The sequence below is a fragment of the Aeromonas sp. genome (genome assembly GCF_050252055.1).
GTDB lineage: Bacteria > Pseudomonadota > Gammaproteobacteria > Enterobacterales > Aeromonadaceae > Aeromonas > Aeromonas caviae.
Map to the genome: position 1 here is coordinate 117906 of NZ_JBFWLQ010000008.1, position 21008 is coordinate 138913.

Genomic DNA, 21008 nt, shown 5'->3' on the forward strand with positions numbered 1-21008 from the left:
CCGGAAGGGGGCGGCGCACCGCCCCCTGCCACCGCTTAGTAACCGCTGGTATTGGCAGGCTTGTCGCCATGCCCCAGGGTCGCCAGCAGGCTGGCCAGCAGGCTGGAGGCGCCGAAGCGGAAGGTGCGGGCGGATACCCAGTCCTTGCCCAGGATCTCTTCGGCCATGGCCAGGTACTGACCCGCCACGGCGGCGTCTTTCACGCCACCGGCCGGCTTGAAGCCCACTTTCGGGTTCTTGGCCTTGATCACTTCCATCATGATGCGGGCAGCTTCCGGGGTCGCATTGACCGGCACCTTGCCGGTGGAGGTCTTGATGAAATCGGCACCGGCGTCGATGGAGATCTCGGAGGCGCGACGGATCAGCGCCTCTTCCTTCAACTCGCCGGTCTCGATGATCACTTTCAGCAGTACCTTGGCGCCGCAGGCTTCCTTACATGCTTTGACCAGATCGAAGCCGACCTGTTCATTGCCGGCCATGAAGGCGCGGTACGGGAAGACCACGTCCACCTCGTCGGCACCGTAGGCGACAGCGGCGCGGGTCTCGGCCACGGCGATCTCGATGTCGTCGTTGCCGTGGGGGAAGTTGGTCACGGTCGCGATGCGCACGTCGGCTGCGCCGATGTCACGCAGGGTCTTGCGCGCGATGGGGATGAAACGGGGGTAGATGCAGACGGCGGCGGTCAGGCCGGCCGGAGACTTGGCCTTGTGGCACAGGTCGATCACCTTCTGATCGGTGTCGTCATCGTTCAGGGTGGTCAGGTCCATCAGGTTCAGGGCGCGTTGGGCGGCCACTTTCAGATCAGTCATGCTATGTCTCCAAAGTCTTGTTAAGCCCCATCACCCGCGAGCGGCTTCACCGAACACCAAGGGTCGGCAGAGACGTTCCCGGAGCAACGGGATATGGAATTGCAGCGCAAATGCACAGGCAATACGGCTGCAAATAAGGCAAGAGCCCTGTCACTTTCTTACAAAAGTGCGGACTTGGTTCCATGAAGACTTGAGAAAGGCCGACTACGCAGACCCGACTTCCCAATCAATTCCATTTGACCGCCAACACCCGGATTCACCGGGCATTAGTCAATGCCAGCACCCTGCTGGCATCGCCTATTTCAGCCGAGATACCCCGTGTTTGCAAGCCGGATTTGCCAATTTCAGAGGTACCTCACACCCGGCAAATCCAGCGCTGGAAGGCGCTTAAGAGAAGAAGCGGGTCAGGATCCAGGAGTAGGCAATGCCCCCCAGATAGACCCCCACGATCCCCATGACGCCGGAGAGGACGGGCGGCGCCGGTATCGGCAACTTGAGGAAAGAAAACAACACCCCAACGATAAAGCCGGCCGCCATAGCCAGTAGCACTTCATTCATAGAACCTCCGATTTGACTCACTTTATTATTAGTCTTGACAGGAAAACGGTTGTCACCACCCCAAACGAGAACGCCACAGCAAATCGCTGTGGCGTTCGTCTTTATCCTGTCAGTCAGGCGATGTTACATGCCGGACAGCGCCAGGAAGAAGCCTGCGATGGTCGCAGACATCAGGTTGGACAGGGAACCTGCCAGCACGGCCTTCAGACCGAACTTGGCGATGGTGCCGCGACGGTTCGGTGCCATGGAGCCCAGACCACCCAGCAGGATGGCGACGGAGGACAGGTTGGCGAAGCCGCACAGGGCGAAGGAGATGATCGCCTTGGTGTGCTCGGACATGGCCACACCGTTGATCAGCACTTCATCCTTCAGGTAGGGGGCAAAGTTCAGGTAAGCCACGAACTCGTTGACCACCAGCTTCTGACCGATGAAGGAACCGGCCACGACCGCTTCGCTCCAGGGCACACCGATCAGGAAGGCCAGCGGGGAGAACAGCCAGCCCAGCAGCAGCTCCAGGGAGAGTTGCGGGTAACCGAACCAGCCGCCCACACCGGAGAAGATGCCGTTGATCATGGCGATGAGGCCGATGAAGGCCAGCAGCATGGCACCCACGTTCAGGGCCAGTTGCAGACCGGCGGAGGCACCGGCGGCGGCAGCGTCGATCACGTTGGCTGGCTTGTCGTCCAGCTCACCTTCTGCGGTGTTCTCGTCGTAGCTCGGGGTCTCGGTTTCCGGTACCAGCAACTTGGCGAACAGCAGACCACCCGGGGCAGCCATGAAGGAGGCGGCGATCAGGTATTCCATCTTGACGCCCATGGAGGCGTAACCGGCCAGCACGGAGCCGGCAACGGAAGCCAGACCACCACACATGACGGCGAACAGCTCGGAGTCAGTCATCTTGGAGATGAAGGGACGTACCACCAGCGGGGCTTCGGTCTGACCGACGAAGATGTTGGCAGTGGCGGAGAGGGATTCGGTACGGGAGGTGCCCAGCACCTTCTGCAGACCGCCGCCCAGCAGCTTGATCACCCACTGCATGATGCCGAGGTAGTAGAGTACCGCGATCAGGGAAGAGAAGAAGATGATGACGGGCAGGACGCGGAAGGCGAAGACGAAGCCACCGCCACCGAACACTTCGAACATCTTGTTGCCAACCAGACCACCGAACAGGAATTCGATGCCGTTCTGGCCATAACCGATGACGCTGGAGACGGCGTCGGACACGCCCACCAGGATGTCACGACCGACCGGTACGTAGAGCACGAAGGCCCCCAGACCGGCCTGGATGGCAAAGGCGCCACCTACGGTACGAATTTTGATTGCCTTGCGGTTGCTGGAGAACAGCACCGCAATCAGGATGAGCGTCGCCATCCCTACCAGACCCATTATCAGATTCATTATTAACACTTCCTCTTTAGTAGCACCTGCCAGCTTGTTAACGATTTGTGTATTGAAGCCGCTAATCAAGGGTGCGCATTATACTAATTACGGTGCGACAAAATAGAATACTGGTCACATTTTATAAGCCACAAACGGCCTGAACATCGTTTAATTAGACCGCAAACGATTTTTATGGGCCCTGTTTTTTATCACTCGGTCATCATTTGATAATCAAATGTTAATTTCATGATTTCCTGGGGGGAACAGCCGCCGGGTGGAGTCATGTAACACCGAAATAACATCCTCCAGCGGTTGCTGCCGCAATTGTGCCAACAAGCGGGCTATGGTCGGCAGGCTGGCCGGCGTGTTCACCTCCCCCTGCTGGCCTTGCAGCGGCATGTCGGGAGCGTCGGTTTCCAGCAGCAAGGCCTCCAGCGGCATCTGGCGTATCGCCTCCCGGGTCTTGTTGGCCCGCTCATAGCTGATGACCCCCCCGATCCCCAGCCTGAAACCCAGTTGCCAGAACACCTCCGCCTGATGCAGGGAACCGCTGAAGGCGTGAATGACCCCCCCTTGTGGCGGAGTGAAGCGCCGCAGGATCTTGGTGACCGTGTCGTTGGCACGCACCGAGTGGACGATGAGGGGCAGCTCATGCGCCATGGCCAGCCGCACCTGCGCCTCGAACATCTCGACCTGCCCCTCCTGCGGCACATGGGAGCGCAGATCCAGCCCGCACTCCCCCACGGCCACCAGCCCACGGGGCCGACTCGCCAGCAGGGTCTCCAGCCGGGTCAGTACATCCCGGGGCTGCTTGCCCACATACCAGGGATGGATCCCCAGGCCATAGCGGATGTCGTCGTGGCGCCCGGCCAGCGCCATCACCCGCCCCCAGTTTTCCTCTCCCACGGCGGGGATGATATACTCGCCCACCCCCAGCTGGCGCCACCGGGTCAGCAGCGCCTCCCTATCGGCGTCAAAGACCGGAAAATCGAGGTGGCAGTGGGTGTCTATCAATTCCATGTCGCGCTTACCTGTCTGTCGTACTCAATGGGTTCATTCCATGCCAACACACGTTTCCCGAGGCTTTACCCTGATAGAACTGGTGCTGGTCATCATCGTGCTGGGGATCCTGGCCGTGACCGCCCTGCCCCGCTTCATCAACATCCAGGACGACGGGCTCAAGAGCAGCGTCTCGGCCACGGCGGGCAGCTTTGCCAGTGCCGCCCGGCTCGCCCACGCCGGCTGGGCGGTCAAGGTAAAGGGGGAGCCCCTGGCACTCTACAACTTTAGCGGCATGGGCAGGCAGGATCTCGACATCAACAGCCATGGCTGGCCGGTGGGCACCAAGGAGGACCAGGGAGGTCAGGGGCCCGATACCGTCTTCCCCGGTGGCGACAGCGATCAGATCTCCGTCAGCAGCCGGGACGACTGCGAGAGCCTGTTTGGCGCCCTGCTCGATACCGATCTGACGGTGGCCGATGAGTTGCACCAGGATTCAGACAGTGACTACATCTCCCGGCTCATCCCGGCAGACGCTCAGGCTGACGGCGCCCTTCGTCACGACAACTGCCGCTATACCCTGCGCAGCTCCGTGGGCCGCTTCCCGGCATACCCCGACGGGCTCTCGTTCGACTACAACAGCGTCACTGGCGCCGTGACCCGCCAGTTCCAGTGAAGTCGTCGCCCTTGTCCGGGCGCTTCTCCTCTTCATCATGGCGTACCGGCGCGCAGCAGCGCCGGTTCTCCGGTGTGAGTCCCCACTCCTGGCACCAGGCATCGTAGCGAGCCAGCCAACGCAGCAATATCCCCTTCATGGGCGCCTCCTTGTCTCTATTATTCTCCCGATACAGCCTGCCTCAATCGCGCGCGCCGAACCAGCCTCTCGGGGCCAGCGGCGTCATGGCCTGTCCAGCGGCAGCAGCAGCCCCATGGCAATCTCGTCCACATAGCCCTCGTCCAGCCGATAGGCCTGCCGTCTCACCCCTTCCTCCACGAACCCGCACTTGCGATACAAGGCGTGGGCCACCTCGTTGTGGGCCATCACTCCCAGCTCCAGCCGGTGGATACCGAGATCCCTCGCGGTCGCGATCAGGGTACGCAGCAACCGTTCCCCCCATCCCTGCCCGCGCGCCCCCGAACGCAGTCCCATCACCACCAGGGCGCAGTGGCGGTTGCGTGCCAGGCCGCCACCAAGGAGCGCGGCAAACCCTTGCACCTCCCCCGCCAGCTCCAGCAGCCACATGGCCTGATTGGGAGCCGCGGCCATGGCCTCGAGCCGCCTGCGCTGCCCCTCGATGTCCGAGGGGCGCTCTCCCGCTTCATACAGCATGAAGCGGGTCTCCCTGTCCAGTTGCCCGAAGAAGCGATCCAGCACCGCCGCATCCTCCACCCCTGCCATACGAATCATCACGCCGACCTCCCTGCCTGGTGGCTCTGCCGACCACGACCATAAAAAAAACGACTCCCTCAGGAGTCGTTTTTATCAGAGCCATCTGGCTAACGCCACGCCCTCGGCCCGATCAGGCTTTCGCTGGCAGGCTCAGGCAGGCGACCACTTCCACCTGCATCGCGCGAGGGGAAGATCCCGAGCGACGATCAGGCCTTGGCAGGCAGGCTCAGGCGAGCAACCGCTTCCACGTGCATGGAGTGCGGGAACATGTCCACCGGCTGCACCTCGTCCAGCACGAAGCCCTGCTTGACCAGCCAGGCGAGATCCCGGGCCAGGGTCTGGGGGTTGCAGGAGACATAGACCAGACGGCGCGGCGCCATGGCCACCAGGGTCTGCAATACCGCCTTGTCACAGCCCTTGCGGGGCGGATCCATCACCACCACGTCGGCACTCACCCCGTCGGCATGCAGGGCAGGCATCAGCTGCTCCGCCTTGCCCACGTGGAACTCGGTCTGCTCGATGCCGTTGAGGGCCGCATTGCGACGGGCGTCGCTGATGGCGCTCTCCACCGACTCGATCCCCACCACCTTGGCGGCCTTGCCTGCCAGGAACAGGGAGATGGTGCCGATGCCGCAATAGATGTCGAACACCGTCTCGCTGCCGGTCAGCTCGCAATACTCCAGCGCCTTGGAGTAGAGCACGTCGGTCTGGCTCGGGTTGTTCTGGAAGAAAGAGAGGGGCGAGATCTCGAATTCGAGCTCGTGGATCTTGTCGCGGATCACACCGCTGCCCAGCAGCACCCGGTTCTTGTCACCCAGGATGCGGTTGGTACGCACCTCGTTGATGTTCTGCACCAGGGTGGTGACCGGCAGATCCGCCAGGGCCGCCAGCAGCTCGGTTTCGAACGGCAGCGCTTCGCCCAGGGTCACCAGCACCACCATCAGCTCGCCGCTCTTGAAGCCCTTGCGGGTCATCAGGTTGCGCACGCAGCCGGTGTGGGCCACCTCGTCATAGGCCGCGATGTCGTGCTCGCGCATCCAGTTGCGTACCCGGGCATTGAGCTCCACGTGCAGCGAGTCCTGCACCGCGCAATCATCGGCGGTGATGAGGTCATGGGAGTGCTTGCGGTAGAAGCCGATCTCGGCGCCCGCCTCGCTGCCACGCACCGCGTACTGGGCCTTGTTGCGGTAGGCAAACGGCGTCTCCATGCCGAGGATGGGGTTGACCACGGCCTCACCCAGCCCGACCTGCTCCAGGGCGCTCTGCACCAGGCTCTGCTTGAGGGCAAGCTGGGCCGGATAGGCCAGCGGGCGCACCTGGCAGCCACCGCATTCGGTGTTGGGGCAAAAATCGGCCACCCGATCGGCAGAGGGCTGGGTCAACTCGACCAGCTTGCCGTGCAGGTAGTTCGGTTTGACCTCGGTCAACTCGACCAGCGCCTGCTCACCGGGCAGCAGACCCTCGACAAACAGGGGGCGATCGAACAGGCGACCCTTGCCATCCCCCTTGTCGGTCAGTTCCAGAATATCGATCTGATGTTGGTGTCCCACTAACGGCATGAGCGGCTCCGAAGGCATGAAAGAGAGGGTGACGACGGGGCAGACCCGGCGACCCCGAATAAAGGGTGGCAGAGTTTAGCGGAGATCCGCCCAAAATGCAGGCATAAAAGACCCCGCAAACACAAATAGCGACCCCGGCCACCAGCGGCCCGGTCCGGGCAGCCTGGCCAGTCCGCCCCAATAAAAAAACCGCCGGACGGGGCCGGCGGTATGACATTCATGGCAGCAGGATCAATGGCTGTAGGCTTTCTCGCCGTGGCTGGTCACGTCCAGCCCTTCGCGCTCGGCATCTTCCTTCACCCGCAGACCGATCAGCAGGTCCACCAGCTTGTAGGCCACGGCCGAGACCAGGGCGGTCCAGACCACGGTCACCCCCACGCCGATGACCTGTACCTTGACCTGGGCCAGGATGGAGTATCCCTCGGCCACCTGGTTGGTCACATAGTCCCACACCCCGGTGCCGCCCAGATCCGGGCTGGCGAACACCCCGGTCAGCACGGCCCCCAGGATCCCGCACACCCCGTGCAGGCCGAACACGTCCAGGCTGTCATCGGCCCCCAGCAGACGCTTGAGACCGTGCACGCCCCACAAACCGGCCACACCGCTGAGCAGGCCGATGATGAGGGCGCCCCCCACACCGACGAAACCGGCGGCAGGGGTGATGGCGACCAGGCCCGCCACCGCACCGGACACGGCGCCAAGCAGGGAGGGACGGCCCTTCATCGCCCACTCGGCGAAGGTCCAGGAGAGGGCGGCAGCGGCCGGCGCGATCCAGGTGTTGGCGAAGGCCAGGGCCGCCGTGCCGTTGGCTTCGAGGGAGGAGCCGGCGTTGAAGCCGAACCAGCCGAACCACAGCAGGGCGGCACCGATCATGGTCATGGTCAGGCTGTGGGGGGTCATGGGGTCACGGCCATAGCCAACCCGTTTGCCCACCATGAAGGCCCCAACCAGACCGGCCACCGCGGCGTTGATGTGCACCACTGTGCCGCCGGCGAAGTCCAGAGCGCCGTGCTGGAACAGATAGCCTGCGGTGGCACCGGCCGCTTCGGCGGCGGCCGCATCCGTGTAGGCATCCGGACCCGCCCAGTACCACACCATGTGCGCCATCGGGATATAGGCGAAGGTGAACCAGATCACCGCGAACAGCAGCACCGCCGAGAACTTCATCCGCTCGGCAAAGCCGCCGACGATGAGCCCGCAGGTGATGGCGGCAAAGGCGCCCTGGAACACCACGTAGATGAACTCGCTGATCCCGATCCCCTTGCTGAAGGTGGCGGCGATGGAATCCGGCGTCACCCCCATCAACAGCACCTTGTCGAAGGAGCCGTAGAAGGCGCCGCCCTCGGTGAAGGCCAGGGAGTAGCCGTAGACCACCCAGAGGACGGTGATGAGGCAGAACAAGGTGAACACCTGCATCAGCACGCTCAGCATGTTCTTGGCGCGCACCAGGCCGCCGTAGAAGAGGGCGAGGCCCGGCACGGACATCAGGATCACCAGGGCCGCTGCCACCATCAGCCAGGTATTGTCCCCCTTGTTGATGGTCACGGTCGCGGCCGCCTGTACCACATCGGCCTGCGCGGCCACCTCTTCGGCCCAGCCCGGGGCGGCCATGGTGGCGGCCAGCGCCAGCAGGCCAGTCATTACGAGTCTCTTGAACATACAGCCCTCTCCTTGTCGTCCCGGCATCCGGGTCCATTTCCTGATATGCATTTCCAACCTGGCCACCTGCCCACCGTACCTGTGTGGCTCACGGAGACATCATGGCGACATGACATGGGGAAAGCATAAAGCAGGCCAAGAAAAATAATCCTTTTATTTCATTGTGTTATGTTTTTATCACATTCAACACGCACCATCTTGGCGCACGATGCCCGGTTACAGGGGGAAAATCGCACTTTGGCTGTGCATTGCCGGGAAAATGCACCAGGATGACCCAATCGCCTCACAATGACGGGGCGAACCCGTGGTGATGTCACCTTGGCAGGCTTATCTATCCCGCTAAGGTATTTATGAAATAAATGAAATGGGCCATACCATGGTGAAATCAAATGAGGCTGACGGCCAATATCCCCCCACCCGAGGGGCACAAGCACGATAAGAGTGCAAACGCGCGCCATTCGTCTGGCTTGCCCCGAAATGCCCGGTCATACTGGCAAGCCATCATCCCCTGTTCCCAGCGCCGCGAGGAGCCCATGCCCAATCTCAACGTGACCGAAATCAAGGCCTTCGTGCCTGCCCGGGATTTCCCGCTGTCAAAGCAGTTCTATCAGGATCTCGGCTTTACCCTGGCCTCCGATGGCGACGGCGTGGCCTATTTTCATCTCGGCAACGCAAGCTTCCTGCTGCAGGATGGCAACCCCCCGGGGCTGGCCGAGCAGCTCATGATGCACCTCCTGGTGGAGGACGTGGCCGCCTGGCAGGCCCAAGTGGAGGCGAGCCAGGTCGCCGCCCGCTATGGCGTCAGGGTCACGGAGCTCGTCACCCAGCCGTGGCGCATGAAGGAGTTCTGTCTATACGACCCCTCAGGCGTGCTGTGGCGCATCGCGCAGAACATCGACTGAGGGGATGGCAGTCCGAGAGGCTGATGGCCTGACAGCCTGTGGGTCTGAAGGTCTGAGGGTCTGTGGGTCTGTGGGTCTGTGGGTCTGTGGGTCTGTGGGTCTGTGGGTCTGTGGGTCTGTGGGTCTGTGGGTCTGAGGGTACACCTCTTCGCACCGCCCGGAAAAACAAAAGGCCATCCGCGAGGATGGCCTTTTGTCATGGAATTTGATGGTGCCCGGGGTCGGACTCGAACCGACACGTATTGCTACGGCGGATTTTGAAACCGATGGGATGCCATTTAAATCAATAACTTACTGATTTCAAAGGACGTAAAAATCTCAGTATGGGCAAATATGACTAAATATGAGGGGCTTGGGTGGACTCTTTATGGACATACGGCACGCCTTACCACCGCCAAATTTGTTCCACTGAGATCTATCTGAGATGATTGACCTTCACTAGATCTTCTGTATGTATGCACAGTAGTGATAAGATCGAAAAACCATCAACTTACGGCCTAACTACATGAATGCAGACCAGATAAAATCGGCAGTCCTAAGTGCAATGCAAGTTGTTACTGATGAGATGGGCTTAGAGCTCGCAGTTGGGCCTATCAATGAGCTCGATTGGGCCTACTTATCTGGGGGGTACGGACACCTAAACTGGGAAGCTGGACTGACAGAGTACGGCAACATGGAGTGGTCCTTTGACGTAGCCCTAAAGTTACAGTCCGACACTAGACTGCTCAATGCAGCAGTTCTGGGGGTTTTTAAACCCGAAACCGATACCCTAGAAATGCACTTTGTGGAGTCGTTCATCAGACGTGAAGAGCAGCATCAACTGAAAGGCCGTGTCTTTGAGATGATGATCATCGCATCTTTCCTGTATGTGGCTGCTGTAGGTGGTAGTACTGTAAGACTCATGGATGTTGAACCAGAACTCATGGCTTACTACCATATGTTTGGCTTCCAGGTTGATGGTCAAGACATGCATCAGTCGCTTGCAGGTTTGGCTGCTACCTTCGCTAGGATTACTGAAGGTGACTAGGAAGCCGATAGCACCTATCGAGTCAGCACATTCCCGTTGTGCAGTTATCACTCGACATCACTCTGGTTCAGTGTAAAATCACTTACCCAAACTAGTAACCAAGATGAGTTACCAGATCTAGTAACTCAAATCAGCAAGATACTGTTGGTTACCTTCATAGAGACCTAACGCACTTTACAACCATTAAAAGGTTGACTTTACTGACAGAAAGTCAGATCAAGTAAGCATGCGTTAGTAACAGAATTTTAGGCCAACGCAAAAGAGAGCATGACATGACACATACTCAGCATTGCGCCGTAGAACGTAAGCTCGGCGCACAAGATGTTTACAGCCGCCTGGGTGAGGCCCTCGGCCATGTAATGGCAGCAGCTCAAGAATTGAAAAAAGACAAGTTCAAGTTCAATGGTCCTGAGATTAGCGGCCCCAAAAAGTGCACGAAAGAAGCTGCATGAAGTTTTCAAGACAAGAAAAAGCACCTCTAGCAGGTGCTTTTTTTTTACCTTGAAAACCATAAAAATTAAAATAAACGATAAATATCAAATATTTAAATCAACCTTGCTCGAATTGCTGTTTATGGAAACTCTTCAACGCCGTGATGGGGTTCAACCGCACGGCGTCCTCTAGGTGATCGGGCGCGAAGTGGGCATAACGCATCGTCATCTTGATGTCGGTGTGGCCGAGGATGCGCTGCAGCACCAAGATGTTGCCACCGTTCATCATGAAGTGGCTGGCAAAGGTGTGCCGTAGAACGTGGGTGCTTTGGCCTGCGGGCAATGTGATGCCAGCCCGTCTGATTACCTTCTCGAACTCGGCATAGCAATCGTCGAACAGGCGTCCAGTTCGCCGGGGCAACATGGCCAGTAACCAGGGAGCCACGGGAACAGTCCGGTTCCGCTTGCCCTTGGTCTTGGTGAAGGTGATTCGCCCCATGCCGATCTGGGAGCGACTAACCTTTTCAATCTCCGACCAGCGGGCGCCGGTAGATAGGCAAAGCATCACGACAAGCCACAGATCCCGCTGCTCTTTGCAGGCATCGAGCAATTGCTCGATCTCATCCTGGGAAAGATAGGCCAGCTCGCTCTCCTGCACCTTGTACTGGCGCAGGTCGGCCAACGGATTACCGCCGTGCCATACCCCCAGGCGAGCAAGCTCATTGAACACCGCCTGCAAATAGAGCTGCTCCCGGTTGATGGTGGTCGGCGTTACCTGCTTGCGTTGCCCTGGCACATAGAGTTCGCCAGCTAGCCGACGCTCTCGATATGCCGAGAAGTGTTCGGAGGTGAACTCGCTGGCCTGTGGGTTATCCAGCGCCTCGCACAGCCACACCAACTTGTCACGCCGCCGCTCACCATCCGCAAGGGTCTGGCCGTGGCGACCAAACCAGAGGTGCACCAAGTCAAGCAACCGGGGGCCCCCTGGCTCAGATTCGGGCTCAGGGGCGACCTCTTTAAGCCAGGGCTTGTTCATCAGTTGGTGCCGCTCCCACGCCAGCGCTTCACCTTTGGTCATAAAGGATTTGCGCAGGCGGGGGCCATTCACCCCATCAGGGCGCACGTCTGCCCGCCAGGGCTTGGATTGCCCCTCAATCTTTTTGACTGTCACCGTCCACCTTCAACCTAAAACTTCTTCCCGGCCCAGACTACGCGGCCGACCAGATCCAGCTCGGCCAGTTCGGCCTTGCTCAGGTCGCGGGATTTATACAGGGGATTGTCAGAGATGATGCGCACCCCGCCCAGATCGAACTGCAGGCGCTTGACGAACAGGCCGCCATCGAGGCGCAGCACATAGAGACCATCACGCGGCGCTTCTCCATTCTTCAAACGCACCAGGATCACATCACCATCATTGATGGTCGGCTCCATGCTGTCGCCCTTGGCCCGGATAACCGCCATCTTGGCCGGGTCAAACCCCTCTCGGCGCAGCCAGTCGGTACGGAACGCCATCGGTTCGGCCAGTGCTTCGTCTGTGATATTGGCGCCATGCCCTGCGCTCGCAAACACCTGATAGGCGGGAATCGTGGTGAACTCATCGGCTAAAAGGGAGCTATGAACACCAGAGACTGGCGAAGTAGATAGATTCGTTCCAGTGCTGCTTCCAGTCTCGCCGATGCCAAATACCAGCCACTCAAATGTGACGCCTCCTGCACGCGCCAGATTGAGAGCGCGATCAACTGGGGGGATGGTCCCCTCATGTAGATAACGTCTTAACCCGCCATCAGTCATATCGGCCCTGCGTGCGAAAGCCCGCAATGGTTCATTGCCGATTATCCTTTCAAGCCGTTTCACGAAATCAGACTGGTTGAATGCAATCTCCTGTAAGCGCGCACCATTCATTAGTCATCACCATCAAGTTTTAGTGAGAATAGAGAGACACCCACTTGACCAATGCTTTTTTTGGATCAATCATGCAATCGCCAGAAAGCAATGAGCAACCAAGAACAGCAAATAGCAATAGGTGAAAGGGTTTCTATCATGTCAGAGATTGCACTTCAGATCGACACACCAGTCAAAACCATCGAGCGCTATAGCGCCGATACCGGCATTCCTGTAGGTACGGTCAGAAAAATGATTGCCTGCGGTGAACTTCAAATCATGCCCAAGGCAGGCCCCAAGCATCGCGTCCTGATCAACATGGTCGCGCTCTACCACAAAGCCGCGGCAGCCGCCTACCTCCCTGCAACCTCCTGATTACTATGGCACTCAATGGAGCGAGAACCATGTTTATCAGTGGCGACTGCAAACACCCGCACTTCGAATCTGCATGCAGCAGGTTCAAATCCAATCACGAGATCAGCGCGATTGCCCCGTTGGCCGGCATTGATGCCCAGGTATTGAGAAACAAACTCAACCCCGACCAACCGCATCACCTGACCGTGGCAGATCTCATCGCGCTCTACCACGCCACCGACGGGGACGAAACCCTGTTCGACGGCATGCTGCTGGAGTGTGGCCTGACGGCCATCGCCATCCCCAGCGCCGATCGGGCGCCATCCCTTCCCCATCAGGCAATCCGCCTCAACGCTGACGTTGCCAGTATAGGCATGCGTGCGGTGGAGCTGGCCGAACGGGGACGGGTCACCCGCACCGAACGCAATACCATCATCAGCGTGGCGACCTCCGCCATGGGGTCGCTGGCACTGCTCATCCACGACGTCGAGGCCCGCTTTCAGGCTGTGCCGGCCGTCGCCTGCGCATCAGACATCCTGATGCAAACCATGACCATGTAAGGGGAAACCCATGCAAGAGAAGCAAATCAACCACGACGAACGCAACCTCGCAGGCCTGACTCCGCTGGAGCAGGTGGCCATGAACACCGCCGGCTGCCAGATCCTGAGGGAGTTGTTCGGCAAAACTCGCTCCAGTCTGGACACCGACTGGCTGGCCATGAGTCAGGCCAAGAAAGCGGCCATCTGTGCTATCGCACGCCAGCCAAGAGGCGAGCTGATGACTGCCACCTTGTCAGCCCAGCCCCACGCACAACGCGAGGCGGTAAGGATGGCAGTGATCGCCCTGGAGTATCAGGGGGAGTTTCGCGGCGGCTGTGACACCAAGGTGTGGCACCCAGCGCCAGTGACCCGACCCATCGGGGATATCGAGAGAGAGAAGAAGGAACGCGCCGCCAAGCTGCGCATGAAGCGCGCCGTCATGGCCGCCAACCAGATGACACAAAGCGGCCCGCGAGCAATCGGGCAATAAAAAACCCCGCAAAGGTGGTGGAACACCGCGGGGCTTTCATCAGTCACTTATCGACTAGGAAAATCGACATGCCAACTCTAGCCATTCTCGACACAGTGCGCAACCTGCGCCTGCAAAACCGCAAGCTGGCCCGCCTGGGTCAACGCTACAACTCCAGCCCTGACCTGATCCATGCAGTAGAACGCCCGGCCGCCATGGCCTGGCGTGCGGTCTGGTCATGCGTCAACAGCCGTGGGGGGATCTGATCATGACCGCCGTTATCACTCGTCACACCGAACCGACCATCAAGGCCGCCAGCGCCTACCTGGTGCAGCAGGGTTACACCAACTGCGGCACCACCTGGCTGCGCGGCCAGAACGGGTACGCCCGCATGGAGCGCATGCTCTCAGGCGCCATTCGCATCATCGAGGGGGTGGCATGAAAAAGTTGTTCCCCCCCATTACCCGGCAGGCAGCACTGGCCGACTTGGCCGATCTGCCGCACCGCATCAGGGCGAAGACCTACACCACCAGGCGAGGCCCAGAGGGCCGCAATCTGCGCGAACAGGCCCGCCAGCAACTGCGCTGGCACCAGCTATTCCACACCATGAACCGAAGGGCCCAGGCATGAGCATCGACGCAATTCACATCGCCCGCCGGGCAGAGCAGGCCGTACTGCCGCTGCTGACCGAGCTGCTGGCCACCGGCGAGCAGGAAAACCGCATCGCCCTGGGCGAGCTCTACTCCGGTGACGAGTACATCCAGGTGCAACTGGTCGTGACCAGCCGCCCAGCGGATCTGCTCGATGACGACTCAGTGATGGGGGATGAGGCATGACAGACCTGTTTGAACTGGAAGCCCCGCTGGATAACCAGGGCACCACAGAAGCGGGCACTGCCCATATGCAACCGCCGGCGCCAGTCAGCCCGCTGACCAAGCACTGGGAAGCGGCACAGGAGGAGTTCAACACCTCGGGCAGCGACGCAACGAGAAACAGAAACATCACCCAGGAGCTGCTGGCCCTTGGCGCCATCCGCGCCGTGTACTGGCTGGCGCTGGGTAGCGGTGAAGTCGCGCTGGCGAGAGAAATAGCCGAGTGGTGGGCCGACTGCGCACCGATTCACGGGCTGGGGGAGACCATCAAATGAGCCATCGCCTGATCTCCGACCTGCAAACCCGTGTGGATAGATGGTTCGACACCCTGATGGGCGACGAGGCCCGCCTGCGCAGCTACCAGCTCGACCTGCTGGCAATGCGTCGGCTATCCCCTCGCCCACGCTGTACGGTCTCCCTGACCCTGCGCCAGTGTGTCGCAGCCAGAAAGATGGCCGGGCATGCCCGCCGCACCCTGGACTACTTCCGGAACAACATCAAAGAGCTGTCGGGTAGCAATCACCAATGAACAACCAACAAAAAACAGGGCCAGCCGCCGAGGCTGGCCAATTTGGTTTTGCCATCAGCCGTCTGCCAACGCCAAAACGTAACCAGCTACCGCTGTCGAAAAAGACCCTCAAGGCTCGCATCGATGCCCTCGCCAACACCATGCCGGGCACCAAGCTGGAAGCCGCCTTTGTTGGCGCCCCTGGTGAATCCGATCTGGTCTGGGCGGTGCAACTGCTCGATGGCCTCTCCATGCAGTTCACCCAGGTGCTGTTCAAGCAATACGTGCGCCGCCGCAAAGATGGCACCACCCGCAACTGCCGCAGCGCAAACATCTGGCTGCGGGAGCGGGTGAAGTGGGTCCGCTCCCTGGTGATGGCGCTGCCGGTCGATGCCCAGCACCTGCGCGACGACGACGGACGCAAGCGGGTAGCCCACCAGTTCGCCAACCAGACCGCCGCCATCTGGAAGAACATCGAGCAGAATAGCACCGCCGGTGAACTGGATCTGATGGAGACATGGGAAGCCATCAAGCAGCCTGCCGACCAGTGGGGGTTCATCGGCAAGATGCCGGACTTCAGAACCAGAGAGGCGCGGGATAACTGGATCATGAGCGTCATGGTGCGCCTGCTCTCCGCCAAGTGGTGGGAGAGGCGCGTAAACCGCTGCTGGGATCGGCTGCAAGAGCACATCGCCATCCTGCTGGGCAAGGTGCGTAAGGGGGTCTCCGCCTATGTCTCGAACGCCACCATGACAGTGGTACGCGAGCGCAAGCGGGCCATGATGCGCTGGCTGACCGAAACAGAAGTGATGAACGGCCAGCATGACCTGGTGATCTCGATGAAGGATTGCTGGGAGGCCAGCATATCCAACCCGGTCAACCGCCGTAACGAGATGATGACCAGAATGCGTGGCTTTGAAGACTACGCCGAGGAGCAGGGTCATGTGGGGGTGTTCTTCACCTGGACAGCCCCGAGCCGCTTCCATGCCTGGAAGACAGGCCGCAACGGCAAGACCATCGAGAACGACAAGTACCAGGGCTCGACCCCGCGCGAAACCTGCGCCTATCTGGCCAAGCTGTGGAGCCTGACCCGCGCCTCACTCAAACGCAATGATTTACCTGTCTACGGCTTTCGAGTGTGCGAGCCGCACCATGACGGTACCCCACACTGGCACATGCTGCTGTTTATGCGCCCGTCAGACCGCAATAAGGTGATCAGCACCCTGCAGCACTACGCCCTGACCGACGACAAGGCAGAGCTGGTGCGGGTCCCCATGGCCGCCCCCACCTTTACCGATATCACGCCCCGGTTCGACTGGAAGATGATCGACCCGGCCAAGGGTGATGCGACCGGTTATCTCGCCAAGTACATCGCCAAGAACATCGACGGTGCCTATGTCGGTGACGATGAGGAAGCGAACACCCCAGCCGACCAAGGCGCTCTGCATGCTTGCTCGTGGGCCAGTTGGTGGGGGATCCGCACCTTCCAGCAGATCGGCGGCGCACCGGTCGGGGTATGGCGCGAGCTGCGCCGCATCAGCAACGCCAAGAAGAATGGCGATCTGGTGGGGCCACCCAAGCCAGTGTTGCAAGACCCGCGCTTTGAGGCTGCCCGCTATGCCGCCGATAACGCCATCTTTCGCTGCTACCTCGAAGCCATGGGCGGGGCACTAGCCACCCGTGCAGAGCACCCCATCAAGCTGGCCCACCTCATCGAGGAACAGGCCAACGCTTACGGCGAAGACATCAAGCGACTGATGGGGCTGCACTCCGCTCGCCTGGGGGTGCGCACGCGCCTTATGGGTTGGGAAGTGGTGCCAGCAGGCACCTATGAGGCCACCAAGGCCGCCAGGGGTTCGGCTTGGGGGGTTGGGGTTAAGACGGGCGACAGCCCGGCACCTTGGAGCTCTGACAATAACTGTACGCAGCCGGATCCTGAGGCGTTCGCGGATCAGTTGATGGCAGAGCAATGGGGTTTATCTCCCTTCTCTATCAGGCGTTTACGCTCAGGCGCCAACATCAGCGCAGACGGCTTCACCCTCTGGCTGGAGAACGGCCAGGTGCAATCGAGCCGGGCGATCCCGAGCGAGCCGGATTGGCAACCAGAAGGCCAGCAGCCAGCCGAACAGGGCCAACCGGATGAGTTCGCGGTACCGGAAGGCGATCAGGACTGGCCGATGCTGGTTGAACTTTGCGGCAAGGTTTACCAGACCCAGGGCCACGCCGGTACCCGCAGCTGGATAGAGATGCTGCCGGAGCCCTATCAGTCCGAGATGTGGCGCGTGCTGGAAGGGCTGGATGCGCCGGAGTGGATGCAGGAACAGAACGACTACAACGAGGAGTGGGCATGAACATGAGTAGCAAACAGACCGTCAGCCGCGAAGAGTACCGCCACCTGGATAACCGGGTGACCTGCATTCTCCAGCAGCGCTGGCCAGCCAACGAGATCAGCCAGTGGGTGGGGGTGCTCAAGGGTAAACAGCAGGCCGTGGCGTGCGCCATTCTGCGCCGCCGCCACCCTCGCCCAACATCGCTGGCCCTGCCGACCATCGTTGGCGACATACCGAACCCATTTCAGGCCAAGGCCAATCGCCCCACCGTGCCAGTACTGACCGCAGATGGCCGCGCTATTGGCCGCCGCCATATCGTGGAAGGGCTCACTCCCGTGGCCATCGATCAGAGCGGCACCATCCGGTGCGCCCTCACTGGCCGCACCCTCTTTATTGCACCGGGCAGCGCCACCGACCTTGCCAACCCGGGCGCCGCCGCACAGCTCAACCCAACATACCGGCCAGCACTGCACCAGGTAGTGGCTGACCACCGCTAACTTGTGGAGGATAGAGACTGCCAGTCAGGGGGACAGGGGAACTAAGCATCTGCAACCGATACCTGCTCATTGGAAATAATAAGGGGAGGCGTTACCTCCCCATGTTTTCACATCCGAAGCAACATTATCTCAACAGCAATACTGATGCCTGAGTGGTTTTCACTATACCTGTGGTAGTACTGCCCACGATGAACTGTCTAATCCGTGAGTGACCATAGGCCCCCATAACGATAAGGTCGCAGCCCACCTCGGTAGCATGCTGGCAAATTACCGGCACAACATCCCCTTGCAGCAGCATCGCATCAACTCTGATGCCCGCACTTTTCAGCACCTGCTTGGCTTGTGCCAGCTGGCGTTCGTGTTCATCCGTCGGTTCAGCAACCATCACCATGTCACACTCCAGTCCCTTGAGCAGCGGGCTGCTTGCGATCAACTCCAGCATTTTCTTGGCGGTCGGGCTTGCGTCATAGGCAAACAGGAAGCGGCTTGGGGCCTGAAAGCCTGGCTGCACAACCATGATGGGGTTGGGCAGAGTGCGGATGACGTTCTCGATATTGCTGCCAATCAGGTCGTGGGCATGGGCCGTGCCCTGTTTGCCCATGATCAACATCCGCATACCGGATGAGAGCTCCTGGGTCGTCTCTACCAGCTGGCCGTGGCGTTGCAGGGTCTCGACTCCTGCCATGCCCAAGTCAGCAAGATACTCCTTGCCGCTGTTGAGCAGCATCCGCCCCTGTTCATGGGCAAGACGGCTACGTTGGTGATCCAGCTCGGCGAGCTCCTTGAGCAGATGCTCGCGACTGCCCAAGCCGATATTGCCGGAGAGATCAGCTTGTCCTTCAAACTCGTTCTTTTCCAATACGTGCAGCAGAGTGACGGGTAACCCGGTGTTGGTAGCGGCCCATGCCGCTGCATCACACACGGCTGTCATGGCTGGAGAGCCATCGATACATGCAAAAATCTTTGTCATGATAAATTCCTTCTTGTGATCAGTGTCCAGCCAGCAGCTTTTCAACTTCTTCCGGTTTGTCGTGAACACCAAAGCGGTCAACGATGGTGGCGCTTGCCTCGTTCAAACCAATCAGTTCTACGTCGGTGCCTTCACGGCGGAACTTGATGACCACCTTGTCCAGTGCTGTGACGGCAGTGATGTCCCAGAAGTGGGCATGAGTGAGATCGATCACCACCTTCTCTACCACTTCCTTGAAGTCAAATCCGGCAAAGAATTGCTCGGCACTGGCGAAGAACACCTGGCCCCGAATCTGATAGGTGCGCACCTCACCATTGCGCTCGCTGTCGCTCTTGACCAGCATGAAACGGGCAACCTTGTTGGCAAAGAATAGGGAGGCGAGCAGTACCCCGACAAATACCCCGAGCGCCAGGTTATGGGTAGCGACCACCACAGCCACCGTTGCAACCATCACGATATTGGTGGAGAGCGGGTGTTTTTTGAGATTGCGCAGTGAATCCCAGGAGAACGTCCCGATAGAAACCATGATCATCACGGCCACCAGGGCCGCCATGGGAATTTGGCGGATCCACTCATCCATGAAGACCACCATCAGGATGAGCAGGGTGCCAGCGACAAAGGTAGAGAGGCGGCCACGGCCACCAGATTTGATGTTGATGATGGACTGGCCAATCATGGCGCAACCCGCCATGCCGCCCATCAGGCCCGCGCCGATATTGGCAATCCCCTGACCCTTGCATTCGCGATTGCGGTCGCTCTGGGTATCGGTCAGGTCATCAACGATGGCAGCCGTCATCATGGATTCGAGCAGACCGACCACAGCCAAACCAGCGGAATATGGGAAGATGATGGCCAGCGTCTCCAGATTGAGCGGCACCTCCGGCCACAGGAAGATAGGCAGGGTATCAGGCAGCTCGCCCATGTCCCCTACGGTGCGGATATCTATGCCCATGGTGATGGCGACTGCCGTCAGGATGACGATGCAGAGCAACGGTGAAGGCACCAGCTTGCCCACCACCGGAATAAGTGGGAACAGATAGATGATGCCAAGGCCAGCTGCTGTCATGGCATAGACCTGCCAAGTGACATTGGTGAGCTCTGGTAGTTGGGCCATAAAGATGAGGATCGCTAACGCATTGACGAAGCCGGTCACCACCGAGCGGGAGACAAACCGCATCAGGCTACCCAGTTTCAGGTAACCCGCTACGATCTGGAGTACCCCGGTGAGCAGGGTAGCGGCCAGCAGATATTGCAGGCCGTGCTCTTTAACCAGGGTCACCATCAAGAGCGCCATAGCGCCTGTGGCTGCCGAGATCATGCCTGGGCGACCGCCGACAAAGGCGATGACCACGGCGATACAGAAGGAGGCATAGAGGCCGACCTTCGGATCGACGCCAGCGATGATGGAGAATGCAATGGCCTCCGGGATGAGGGCTAGGGCCACAACGATTCCGGCTAAAAGGTCACCACGGATATTAGAGAACCACTCTTGTCTTGCACGTTCTAGCATTAGGGGATTTTCTCGCTTGTTGAGAATCCATAGCACAGAACATCCACCGACTTGGGCGTCAGATGGAGTTCGGGCAGGATCAGATTGTTGTATTGGGATTGAACAGGTGTAGAAAAACGCTCCGGTCATGATAACCAGAGTCAGGCGGCAGGAGCCGCAGAGGGAGGGGATTAGGGCGGCGTTACAGTCACGCCAGAGTGCGTTTATTAATCATAGGGGCCGCATCCTATCAGGTATATCGGTTCTATGAAAGTAGAATGGCTAACATCACAATTTGCGTTTTGCACTAACTACACATGAAATTCTTGCTCGCCGTAATTCACTCTGAAAAGAAGCAATTCCATAGCGAGCTGCCTCGCTGAAA

At 59.6% G+C, this 21008-nt stretch carries 27 protein-coding genes; 15 read left to right on the forward strand and 12 right to left on the reverse strand.

Translation table 11 applies throughout. The features are described from left to right. Positions 1 to 35: 35 nt before the first annotated feature. The 4 genes from deoC to AB7E19_RS15260 form a co-directional block, all read right to left on the reverse strand. A complete protein-coding gene (gene deoC / locus AB7E19_RS15245; protein ID WP_039039946.1) occupies positions 36 to 809 on the reverse strand; it encodes a deoxyribose-phosphate aldolase in 774 nt (257 codons plus the stop codon). Positions 810 to 1196: 387 nt separating this feature from the next. Continuing rightward, positions 1197 to 1367: a XapX domain-containing protein gene (locus AB7E19_RS15250; RefSeq protein ID WP_010673027.1), complete on the reverse strand. Its 171-nt coding sequence runs from the start codon at positions 1365 to 1367 to the stop codon at positions 1197 to 1199. A gap of 123 nt (positions 1368 to 1490) precedes the next feature. Continuing rightward, complete coding sequence (locus AB7E19_RS15255; protein ID WP_010673026.1) at positions 1491 to 2765, reverse strand: NupC/NupG family nucleoside CNT transporter; 1275 nt, start codon at positions 2763 to 2765, stop codon at positions 1491 to 1493. A 213-nt stretch (positions 2766 to 2978) separates the two neighbouring features. Continuing rightward, complete coding sequence (locus AB7E19_RS15260; RefSeq protein ID WP_323891693.1) at positions 2979 to 3767, reverse strand: TatD family hydrolase; 789 nt, start codon at positions 3765 to 3767, stop codon at positions 2979 to 2981. 40 nt (positions 3768 to 3807) lie between these two features. Here AB7E19_RS15260 and tppF point away from each other — a divergent pair, with 40 nt between their 5' ends. Beyond that, the gene (gene tppF / locus AB7E19_RS15265; RefSeq protein WP_029313748.1) at positions 3808 to 4422 is read left to right on the forward strand and encodes a type IVa pilus pseudopilin TppF; all 615 of its coding nucleotides are present in this window, start codon (positions 3808 to 3810) and stop codon (positions 4420 to 4422) included. On the opposite strand, the gene AB7E19_RS15270 is transcribed toward tppF, so the two are convergent. The 4 genes from AB7E19_RS15270 to amt all read right to left on the reverse strand — a co-directional run bounded on the left by AB7E19_RS15270 (position 4391) and on the right by amt (position 8354). After that, on the reverse strand, positions 4391 to 4561 hold the full coding sequence (locus AB7E19_RS15270) for a DUF5363 domain-containing protein (RefSeq protein ID WP_223933189.1): 171 nt from the start codon (positions 4559 to 4561) through the stop codon (positions 4391 to 4393). The genes tppF and AB7E19_RS15270 overlap by 32 nt on opposite strands. An 83-nt stretch (positions 4562 to 4644) precedes the next feature. Next, positions 4645 to 5154, reverse strand: coding sequence for a GNAT family N-acetyltransferase (locus tag AB7E19_RS15275; protein WP_174722089.1), 510 nt, complete (start codon positions 5152 to 5154; stop codon positions 4645 to 4647). A gap of 188 nt (positions 5155 to 5342) precedes the next feature. After that, positions 5343 to 6695 carry a 23S rRNA (uracil(1939)-C(5))-methyltransferase RlmD gene (gene rlmD, locus AB7E19_RS15280; protein ID WP_214003114.1) on the reverse strand — a complete coding sequence of 451 codons (1353 nt, stop codon included), beginning with the start codon at positions 6693 to 6695 and terminating at the stop codon, positions 5343 to 5345. Between the two features lie 231 nt (positions 6696 to 6926). After that, complete coding sequence (gene amt / locus AB7E19_RS15285; protein WP_257709928.1) at positions 6927 to 8354, reverse strand: ammonium transporter; 1428 nt, start codon at positions 8352 to 8354, stop codon at positions 6927 to 6929. A gap of 533 nt (positions 8355 to 8887) precedes the next feature. Between amt and AB7E19_RS15290 the strand changes: the two genes are divergently transcribed. The 3 genes from AB7E19_RS15290 (at position 8888) to AB7E19_RS15300 (ending at position 10735) form a co-directional block, all read left to right on the forward strand. After that, positions 8888 to 9256: a VOC family protein gene (locus tag AB7E19_RS15290; RefSeq protein ID WP_042864472.1), complete on the forward strand. Its 369-nt coding sequence runs from the start codon at positions 8888 to 8890 to the stop codon at positions 9254 to 9256. A gap of 505 nt (positions 9257 to 9761) precedes the next feature. Further along, positions 9762 to 10283 carry a hypothetical protein gene (locus AB7E19_RS15295; protein ID WP_427935781.1) on the forward strand — a complete coding sequence of 174 codons (522 nt, stop codon included), beginning with the start codon at positions 9762 to 9764 and terminating at the stop codon, positions 10281 to 10283. 272 nt (positions 10284 to 10555) lie between these two features. After that, the gene (locus AB7E19_RS15300) at positions 10556 to 10735 is read left to right on the forward strand and encodes a hypothetical protein (RefSeq protein ID WP_427935783.1); all 180 of its coding nucleotides are present in this window, start codon (positions 10556 to 10558) and stop codon (positions 10733 to 10735) included. A 97-nt stretch (positions 10736 to 10832) separates the two neighbouring features. Here AB7E19_RS15300 and AB7E19_RS15305 read toward each other — a convergent pair whose 3' ends face one another. Both AB7E19_RS15305 and AB7E19_RS15310 read right to left on the reverse strand, forming a co-directional pair. Continuing rightward, positions 10833 to 11885 (reverse strand): site-specific integrase, encoded by a 1053-nt coding sequence (locus AB7E19_RS15305; RefSeq protein ID WP_427935785.1) that lies wholly within the window; start codon positions 11883 to 11885, stop codon positions 10833 to 10835. A 14-nt stretch (positions 11886 to 11899) separates the two neighbouring features. Beyond that, on the reverse strand, positions 11900 to 12616 hold the full coding sequence (locus AB7E19_RS15310; protein ID WP_427935787.1) for a LexA family transcriptional regulator: 717 nt from the start codon (positions 12614 to 12616) through the stop codon (positions 11900 to 11902). Positions 12617 to 12754: 138 nt separating this feature from the next. Between AB7E19_RS15310 and AB7E19_RS15315 the strand changes: the two genes are divergently transcribed. The 11 genes from AB7E19_RS15315 (at position 12755) to AB7E19_RS15365 (ending at position 18164) form a co-directional block, all read left to right on the forward strand. Next, positions 12755 to 12970 carry a bacteriophage protein gene (locus tag AB7E19_RS15315; protein WP_041214446.1) on the forward strand — a complete coding sequence of 72 codons (216 nt, stop codon included), beginning with the start codon at positions 12755 to 12757 and terminating at the stop codon, positions 12968 to 12970. A 29-nt stretch (positions 12971 to 12999) separates the two neighbouring features. After that, entirely contained in the window at positions 13000 to 13509 is a 510-nt protein-coding gene (locus AB7E19_RS15320; RefSeq protein WP_427935789.1) for a phage regulatory CII family protein, read from the forward strand. 10 nt (positions 13510 to 13519) lie between these two features. Further along, positions 13520 to 13978, forward strand: a complete 459-nt coding sequence (locus tag AB7E19_RS15325) for a hypothetical protein (protein WP_427935791.1) — start codon at positions 13520 to 13522, stop codon at positions 13976 to 13978. Positions 13979 to 14046: 68 nt separating this feature from the next. Then, positions 14047 to 14223, forward strand: a complete 177-nt coding sequence (locus AB7E19_RS15330) for a hypothetical protein (RefSeq protein ID WP_157737146.1) — start codon at positions 14047 to 14049, stop codon at positions 14221 to 14223. Positions 14224 to 14225: 2 nt separating this feature from the next. Then, entirely contained in the window at positions 14226 to 14399 is a 174-nt protein-coding gene (locus AB7E19_RS15335) for a hypothetical protein (RefSeq protein WP_427935793.1), read from the forward strand. Next, positions 14396 to 14587, forward strand: coding sequence for a hypothetical protein (locus AB7E19_RS15340; protein ID WP_427935795.1), 192 nt, complete (start codon positions 14396 to 14398; stop codon positions 14585 to 14587). The genes AB7E19_RS15335 and AB7E19_RS15340 overlap by 4 nt, the downstream gene beginning before the upstream one ends. Then, the gene (locus AB7E19_RS15345) at positions 14584 to 14793 is read left to right on the forward strand and encodes a hypothetical protein (protein WP_427935797.1); all 210 of its coding nucleotides are present in this window, start codon (positions 14584 to 14586) and stop codon (positions 14791 to 14793) included. Before AB7E19_RS15340 ends, AB7E19_RS15345 begins: the two co-directional genes overlap by 4 nt. Then, positions 14790 to 15104, forward strand: a complete 315-nt coding sequence (locus AB7E19_RS15350; RefSeq protein WP_427935799.1) for a hypothetical protein — start codon at positions 14790 to 14792, stop codon at positions 15102 to 15104. The genes AB7E19_RS15345 and AB7E19_RS15350 overlap by 4 nt, the downstream gene beginning before the upstream one ends. After that, positions 15101 to 15358, forward strand: coding sequence for a hypothetical protein (locus tag AB7E19_RS15355; protein WP_427935801.1), 258 nt, complete (start codon positions 15101 to 15103; stop codon positions 15356 to 15358). Before AB7E19_RS15350 ends, AB7E19_RS15355 begins: the two co-directional genes overlap by 4 nt. Next, entirely contained in the window at positions 15355 to 17688 is a 2334-nt protein-coding gene (locus tag AB7E19_RS15360) for a replication endonuclease (RefSeq protein WP_427935803.1), read from the forward strand. Before AB7E19_RS15355 ends, AB7E19_RS15360 begins: the two co-directional genes overlap by 4 nt. A gap of 2 nt (positions 17689 to 17690) precedes the next feature. Beyond that, the gene (locus tag AB7E19_RS15365; protein WP_427935805.1) at positions 17691 to 18164 is read left to right on the forward strand and encodes a hypothetical protein; all 474 of its coding nucleotides are present in this window, start codon (positions 17691 to 17693) and stop codon (positions 18162 to 18164) included. A 124-nt stretch (positions 18165 to 18288) separates the two neighbouring features. Here the strand turns inward: AB7E19_RS15365 and AB7E19_RS15370 are convergent, their stop codons facing one another. Continuing rightward, on the reverse strand, positions 18289 to 19134 hold the full coding sequence (locus tag AB7E19_RS15370) for a universal stress protein (protein ID WP_427935807.1): 846 nt from the start codon (positions 19132 to 19134) through the stop codon (positions 18289 to 18291). A 19-nt stretch (positions 19135 to 19153) separates the two neighbouring features. Continuing rightward, the gene (locus tag AB7E19_RS15375; protein WP_427935809.1) at positions 19154 to 20644 is read right to left on the reverse strand and encodes a SulP family inorganic anion transporter; all 1491 of its coding nucleotides are present in this window, start codon (positions 20642 to 20644) and stop codon (positions 19154 to 19156) included. Between the last annotated feature and the right edge of the window lie 364 nt (positions 20645 to 21008).